This window comes from Lysinibacillus sp. NPDC093688 (assembly GCF_050280145.1).
GTDB classification, from domain to species: domain Bacteria; phylum Bacillota; class Bacilli; order Bacillales_A; family Planococcaceae; genus Lysinibacillus; species Lysinibacillus xylanilyticus_B.
Genome location: NZ_JBNNUX010000081.1, coordinates 1 through 7,252 on the forward strand (window position 1 = coordinate 1; position 7,252 = coordinate 7,252).

The 7,252-nt window shown below is 37.1% G+C and carries 6 protein-coding genes and 1 riboswitch; of the genes, 2 read left to right on the forward strand and 4 right to left on the reverse strand.

The window, feature by feature from the left end; translation table 11 throughout:
• Positions 1-353, forward strand: a 353-nt coding sequence (locus ACQKN2_RS24835; protein ID WP_427417301.1) for a hypothetical protein, incomplete at its 5' end; no start/stop codon positions are given.
• Here ACQKN2_RS24835 and ACQKN2_RS24840 read toward each other — a convergent pair.
• Positions 300-2,906 carry a cation-translocating P-type ATPase gene (locus ACQKN2_RS24840; RefSeq protein ID WP_427417302.1) on the reverse strand — a complete coding sequence of 869 codons (2,607 nt, stop codon included), beginning with the start codon at positions 2,904-2,906 and terminating at the stop codon, positions 300-302. The two genes, ACQKN2_RS24835 and ACQKN2_RS24840, sit on opposite strands and share 54 nt — an antisense overlap.
• A 1,215-nt stretch (positions 2,907-4,121) precedes the next feature.
• Positions 4,122-5,312, reverse strand: a complete 1,191-nt coding sequence (locus tag ACQKN2_RS24845) for an MFS transporter (RefSeq protein WP_427417303.1) — start codon at positions 5,310-5,312, stop codon at positions 4,122-4,124.
• Positions 5,313-5,570: 258 nt separating this feature from the next.
• Positions 5,571-5,670: riboswitch (purine riboswitch) on the reverse strand.
• A 211-nt stretch (positions 5,671-5,881) separates the two neighbouring features.
• Between ACQKN2_RS24845 and ACQKN2_RS24850 the strand changes: the two genes are divergently transcribed.
• On the forward strand, positions 5,882-6,088 hold the full coding sequence (locus ACQKN2_RS24850) for a hypothetical protein (RefSeq protein ID WP_427417304.1): 207 nt from the start codon (positions 5,882-5,884) through the stop codon (positions 6,086-6,088).
• A 115-nt stretch (positions 6,089-6,203) separates the two neighbouring features.
• Here the strand turns inward: ACQKN2_RS24850 and lepB are convergent, their stop codons facing one another.
• Together lepB and ACQKN2_RS24860 are read right to left on the reverse strand one after the other, a co-directional pair.
• On the reverse strand, positions 6,204-6,764 hold the full coding sequence (lepB, locus tag ACQKN2_RS24855; RefSeq protein WP_427417305.1) for a signal peptidase I: 561 nt from the start codon (positions 6,762-6,764) through the stop codon (positions 6,204-6,206).
• Between the two features lie 146 nt (positions 6,765-6,910).
• Positions 6,911-7,024, reverse strand: coding sequence for a transcriptional regulator (locus ACQKN2_RS24860; protein WP_323645609.1), 114 nt, complete (start codon positions 7,022-7,024; stop codon positions 6,911-6,913).
• Positions 7,025-7,252 lie beyond the last annotated feature (228 nt).

Below are 7,252 nucleotides of genomic sequence, written 5' to 3' on the forward strand. Positions count from 1 at the left end.
TGATGTTGGTCACGAAGGCATTGTCACAGGACGTGACGCATTTAGCCTTCGTTCCTTTAGCGGAGGAAGCGGCTCGACGCTCGCCCACAGGAAGCCTTGCTCTGCGCGAAAGCGAAGCGTCAGCGACAAATGTTTTATCTGTGCGAAAGCGAAGCGACAGCAACAAAGCGAGTAGCCTGGAACGGAAATCACACTTATTTAAAGACTACAACACTCGCAAAAATTTTCTTAATCATTTTATTTTCAACACTAAAAAGCTCTCGTTTCAACAAAACGAGAGCTTCCATATGTTTTCCTCATTATCGACTTCTCACGAACAACAGCTTGTACCACTGATTCACGATGAACGGTAGCACAGACAAGCTATAAATAAAGCCTAATTGTGCGGTACTTAATGTGGCAACTTCAAACACACCTGTAAGCATTGGAATAAACAATACTGCGTGTAAACTTAAAAAACCGATTAAGAATGCAAGCCAAGTGTATTTATTCGAAAATAGTCCAATGGCGAAGATGGATTCTTTAGCTCTGGAGTTGAAACCATGCACTAATCGCGACAAACATAATGTTGTAAATGCCATAGTGCTCGCCGTTAAAGTATCTCCTGTTGACAATCCGATTTCAAAGGCAACCGTTGTAGAAATGGCAATTAGTAACCCTTCGAGCACCACTTGAGTAGTAAATGCTTTATTTAATAATGGTGTATGAATATTTCGAGGCTTGTCTTTCATTGTTTTTTTATTATTCGGCTCTAGACCGATTGCGATCGCCGGTAAACTATCCGTTAGTAAGTTAATAAATAATAGATGCACAGGTGCAAAAGGAACTGGCAAACCTAATATTGTTGCATATAAAACAACAAAAATGGCACCCGCATTCCCTGATAATAAGAACAAAATAGCGTTTTTTATATTCGTATAAATACTTCTACCATTTGCAATGGCCTTCACAATCGTTGAAAAGTTATCATCCGTTAGTATCATAGAGGAGGCATCCTTCGCGACCTCTGTGCCGGTAACTCCCATTGCCACACCAATGTCGGACTGTTTTAGCGCAGGGCCATCATTAACACCATCTCCTGTCATGGCGACGACATGTCCTTTTTCTTGCCACGCTTTCACGATACGAATTTTTTGAACCGGTGTTACTCGGGCATAAACAGAAAAATCGTTAACCTTTTCTTGAAGCTGCTGATCTGTTAAGCCTTCTATTTCATGCCCTTCAATCGCTTCAGAGGGATCATTTAAAATCCCGATTTGATTGGCAATAGCCGTTGCCGTAATTTTATGATCTCCTGTAATCATCACCGGCTTGATACCAGCTTTTATACATTTTTCAACCGCACCTTTAGATTCTTGTCTTGGAGGATCCATCATCGCGACTAAACCAACAAAGATTAAATCTTTTTCAGCCCTTACATCGATTGCTTGATTTCCCCTTACCTCTTTGTAGGCAACTGCTAGTACCCTTAACCCATTCATAGAAAAATCACGATTTACCGCTTCGATTTTTTGGCGTTGTTGTTTTGTAATATTAAATATACCTTTTGAAGTTTCAATCTTTACAATTTTAGGAAGAAGGACATCTAATGCTCCTTTTGTAATCATGATAGATTGCTGATTGATAGTATTCACAGTACTCATGAGTTTTCTATCTGAATCAAAAGGGATTTCGGCCACTCTTGGATAATGATCTCTTACCAGTAATTCGTCAAAATCATATTGCTTTCCTAATTTTACGAGTGCAACTTCAGTAGGATCACCGATTTCCTTACCGTCCCTTTCCACAGCGTCACTACATAATATTGCCTTTAACATAAGGTCTTTCTCCACTGTATTTTCAGTGTAAAGCTGATCATGTGGAATCACTTTTTCATCCACATAGACCTCTTGAACAACCATTTTATTTTCAGTTAATGTTCCTGTTTTATCTGAACAAATGACAGATACACTTCCAAGACTTTCAACAGCATAAAGCTTTCGAATAATGGCATTTTCCTTTGCCATTTTCTGTGTCCCAAAAGCTAACACAATCGTAACAATCGAGCTTAATGCTTCTGGAATTGCTGCCACAGCAAGTGAAACAGCAAACATGAACGATTCTACAAGTGCACGTCCTCTAACAAGGTCAATCACAAAAATAGCTAAACAGATTAACGTAATCCCTAAAGCTAATTTTTCTCCAAAATGATCTAAACTTACTTGTAACGGTGTTTTCTTCTCTTTCGCAGTATCTAGTAAATTTGCAATTTTACCGATTTCCGTCTGCATTCCGATAGCTGTAACCATGACAATACCCCGACCAGTTGTCACATAGCTTCCAGAGTATACCATGTTCTTTTTATCAGCAACAGTTACATTGCTCTCCTTAATAGCAACAATACTTTTCGCTACAGCGATTGATTCACCTGTCAACGAACTTTCATTAATATGCAAATTATGACTTTCTAATAATCTCCCATCTGCATTAATATAATCGCCAGCCTCCAAATAAAGAAGATCTCCAACGACTAGATCTTCTGAAGAAATCTCTATTAGCTGATTATTTCGCATTACTTTAGCAATTGGGGAGGTTAACGCTTTTAAATTATCCAAAGACTGTTCTGCCTTGACATGCTGTACAGTACCTAGGATAGCGTTTAATATAACAACAATCATAATCACAACGGTGCTTCCTACTTCTCCTAATAAAAATGAAACGAAAGCAGCAATGATTAAAATAATGACTAATAAATCTTTAAACTGTCCAAAGAAAACGGCGAATGCACTAGTTTTTTTTCCTTCCTCTAATACATTATAGCCGTATACTTCTTGCCTCTTTTGAACGTCATAATCACTCAATCCTTGATCTGTCACGTTCAAAGTTTTCATCACTTCAGCTGATGATTGTTGATGATATTCTGACATTCGATTCCCCCTCCATTTGAAATTATTAGACAATCATGCCGATTAAGTAACTACAGCATTTTCTCCTGAATTCCTTCTCACTGACTAAATTCAGGAGAAAATGCTGTTATTAGTTAATAAGTTAGATTCCCATTAGTAGACCCTTTTGAATTATCTATCTTAGGCAGAGAGAATATTATATATCCTAAAAATAGTATAGAATCATCAGACTCCCTATCTACTGAGCCCCTAAAATACTTTAACTACAACAATCTATTCCTTGTCCTATTCCAGTATGATAATAATCGATATAGAAATTAAATATTTGTTTATAGGTGAATTTATATATAAAGCCAGGTGTGTTGATTAACTATTTTTATCCATCTTGATTAATTAGAAGGCTCTGATTTCCGCTACGGGCTACTCGCTTTCCTGCGGGCGAGCGTCGAACCGCTTCCTCCGCTACGCTCCGTGCAGGGTCTCGTCTGTCTCACTTTCCCGCGGGAGTCGAGTAGCCCTACGCTACAATCAGTTAAAAATGGAAATATATTAGCAAAATAGCAATAAAAAAATCCCTTTATCGCTCAATAATAAACCTATTTTTTCCTAATCAACACGCCTGATATAAAGTGAAACTTAAATCAATGGGATTTTCTTCATCCCTACTAGTTCTTCATCAATCGGATTTTATGGGTAGTTCCTGCGAGATAAATCGCGATGACTATTAAGCCAAATTGGACACAAATAATCTCCTCTTGCTAGCTATGGAGCACTAAAAAAAGACATTTGGAATATAGCTACTCCAAACGCCCTTCTTCACATGCATAGACCCCCTATAGGCTCGTCTTGCAATTATTTTATTATTTTAGTTGTCTCTCTTTATTTGCAGATAATAAATAATCGAGTGCACTCATTCTAGTAAGCTTATGAGTAAATTTTATAGCATCTGCTTGAGAGTCAAACATAAAGTTTTCGAGTTCGCCTGTTGGTATATATTGATCAGCGATTTTTTCGTTTTAGTTTTCGTGCAGATAAAGTGTGTGAATCCTCTTCATATAAAATAATAGCACCCACATTACGGTAAAGCGCCTGGTCAATCGTTGCGACAATTTTCACATTTGATCCTTTAAATTCTGATCAATTATGCCTCGACATAATAGCTCATCACCATAACGTGTGGTTGATTTCCGTTACGACTGAGCGCTTTCCTAGGAACGCCCGATAAGCCACTCTAAACTATGAGTTGTTATGAGCCGATTTCATCCCCAGCTCAGCCTCATGTGAAACTGGCGCTCTTTTTAGAGAAAAAATTGCACAGCCTAGAGCACATAAAACTAAAATGGCACCGAAGCCAGCTAAATGCTTAGCAGATCCTGTAACAGCAAACATAGCTCCACCAACAGCTGAACCGATGGATATACCGATTTGTAATGCAGCAGTATTTAAGCTTTGTTGAATATCAGACGTTTTTGGATCTGTTTGTATTAAATAATTTTGTAATGGAGGTGTAAGTGCCCAGCTAAGTGCGCCCCATAAAACTGTCACGACTAAAAAGAGTGGGAAAGCAACAATTGTGTAAGGAATACTAAATAATACAACGGCAAATGTAGAGACAATAATTAGAATGGCTTTACCAGTACCAATTTTGTCACTTAGCCAACCACCAAGAGCATTCCCACTGACGGACGCTATTCCGAAGATTAGATAACAGATACTAATCCAAGAGGCACTCATATCAAATGCTTCTACTAAAAATGGCGTTAAATATGCATAAAGCATATAATGACCAGCCAGCATAAACAGTGTTGTTAATTGTGCACTTAAGATTTTTAAATTCGCTAATGATTTAATTTGAGCCTTTAATGGGACAACTTCTACAACTGGCATTTTTTCAAGCAATAACGCAATAAGAATCATAGATACAGTTGAAAGTAGTGCTATTCCTAAGAACATTGCTCGCCATCCAAATGCTTCTGACACAAATATCCCAATTGGCACACCGATGACAAGTGCCGAACTAACACCTATGAAAACAAGCCCTAACGCTTTTGCACGATGTCTTGGTTCAACAATTTTTGTTGCAATCGTTAAGGATAAGACGATGACCAATGCAGTACTCATCGCTGTGAAAATTCTAGCAATCATGACAATCAAGAATGTCGTACTAAAAAACGTCATAAGATTACCTAAAGTAAAAATAAATAAAGAAATAAGATAAAGGCGCTTCCTTTCCACTTTTGCAGTTAATGATAAAAGGACAGGCGCAGATATCGCATAGACGAGAGCAAATATTGTAATTAATTGTCCTGCTGTTGCTAAGGACACATTTAAATCTTTTGCAATTGTTGGTAATATACCACCTACAATTAATTCCACCAATCCTACCGCAAAGGTAGTAACGGCCAGAATGTAAACTCTCCAATTCATAATTATCACCCTTCTATTTACACTTTCATTTTTGTAGGGAGATATCAATTATGCCTCGGCATAATTGCGTCCAGAATCGGCTTTGTGCTTGCACAAAGAACTCCTTTCCGATTCAGTGACATCCGCCGGAGGCTTTAACTTCTTTCAGCGGGTGTTTGGACACTGCTGAAAAGTGACTTAAAACCGCATTTATCTCACCACCTATAAAGGTGGGAGACTTCTGCTGAAAGAAGTTAAAAGAAAAAAATCCTGACTACAAAAATGAAGCACGATTTTTGTAGTCAGGATTTTATGGTTCCTGGTAGAGACCCTCAATCCATATCATTGAGGTTATACAGATCAAATATTTACGTTAGCTATATTAGCATATTGAATTTTGCATGACAACAATTTTTTATTATATCTTCCTTGTCATTCATAAAATTAGTTCACTATAGCACTCTCAATCATTGATGAACATACGCTTACCTTATAAAAACCCTTTCAAAAGAAAGAAATTTCAGATTTTACTTATATTTTTTAAAGTTTGACCATACATACTAATATACAGAACATTGTGAGGTGATTGTTTGCGTATAATAGGTTTAGTATGCTATTTTTTATTGTTGTTTTATGGTGTAGAACCAGTAACAGAAGAGCTCTCAATCAATCAACAAGCAATCAATTCTCCTAGTCTGAGCGAACAGCAAATCCCCATAAAAGAAACAGTTGAACATTCAACAGTTTGTGTCTATTACCCCACTTATAAAGTTTGCAAGGCATTATCAGCCGACTAAAAAGATCAATTATGCCTCGGCATATATCTCAGCGGGTGTTTGGACACCCGCTGAAAGAAGTTAAAAAAGAGGCTACTCAACGTAGCCTCTTTTTCACTGCAAGTCCCAATTTATTTTACTTTGGACCAATATGGAAACGATTAAACGGATATATTGTTAATTTAGCTTCACCATAGATGGCATCTTTAGAAATTAAGCCATAATGGCGGCTATCAGAACTTCTTAAACGGTTGTCCCCGAGTACAAGATACTCACCCTCAGGTACCTTTTTTTCATTAACTAATTGCTCTAACGTGAAATTTTCTGTAATACGTAATTGCTTAGGATCATCTGTTTGACGATTTACATAATCCTCTTTATAAGCTTTGCCATTTACATACAAAACATCATCTTTCATTTCAACTGTATCACCTGGTAGGCCAATCACTCGTTTAATATATAGCTCATCTTCTGTTGGTGATTGAAAGACAATTTGGTCAAAGCGTTCAATTTTACTCATTTTACTTACAATAATAATATCCTTATCATGATAAGTTGGGTACATAGAAGCCCCTTGTACTTTAATCGGTGCAAATAAAAATTGCTTACAGCCTAAAACAACTATAGCGGTAATTACAATAATTTTAAGATAGGATATTAATTCCTTTTTGAAACTATTTGTTTTCTCTTCTTGCATGCTCATTCCCCGATACTGTTTTTTTATAGTATAACATTTTCTACAGTATATGGACGAATTTTCACATAAATTGTTGCAGTCCATAAAAAATAGACAAAGCTACTTTATAACTTTGCCTAGTTGCAGTTTATTCTTTTGTTTTTCGATTATGAATGGTTACTTTGCGTAGTAGTAGAGTGTTGCTGATTAGTAAATAAGTCTACTGTTAAAACAATACCTACATGTAATGCAACTGCTAAAAAAAATGTGCCTATAATCATCACAATCACTCCCTCAACCATTTATAACACAATTATACACCAATTTTCTGATATTTCAAACAAATTATAAATAAATAAAATCAATTATTCCTCGGCATAATTGTGTCCGGAATCGGCTTTGTGCTTAGGCCTACACGAGGGCCGACACGATGTCGGTCATTTCGGTAATGCCACAGGACGTGGCGTTTTTACCGATGCAGGTCAGTTAGCCGTTATCGCATGGATGCG

Bases quoted from the DNA above. Each gene is read 5' to 3' on its own strand.
- ACQKN2_RS24845 (WP_427417303.1), bottom strand. From the start codon at position 5,312: ATGAATTGGAGAGTTTACATTCTGGCCGTTACTACCTTTGCGGTAGGA.
- lepB (WP_427417305.1), bottom strand. From the start codon at position 6,764: ATGCAAGAAGAGAAAACAAATAGTTTCAAAAAGGAATTAATATCCTAT.
- ACQKN2_RS24860 (WP_323645609.1), bottom strand. From the start codon at position 7,024: ATGATTATAGGCACATTTTTTTTAGCAGTTGCATTACATGTAGGTATT.
- ACQKN2_RS24840 (WP_427417302.1), bottom strand. From the start codon at position 2,906: ATGTCAGAATATCATCAACAATCATCAGCTGAAGTGATGAAAACTTTG.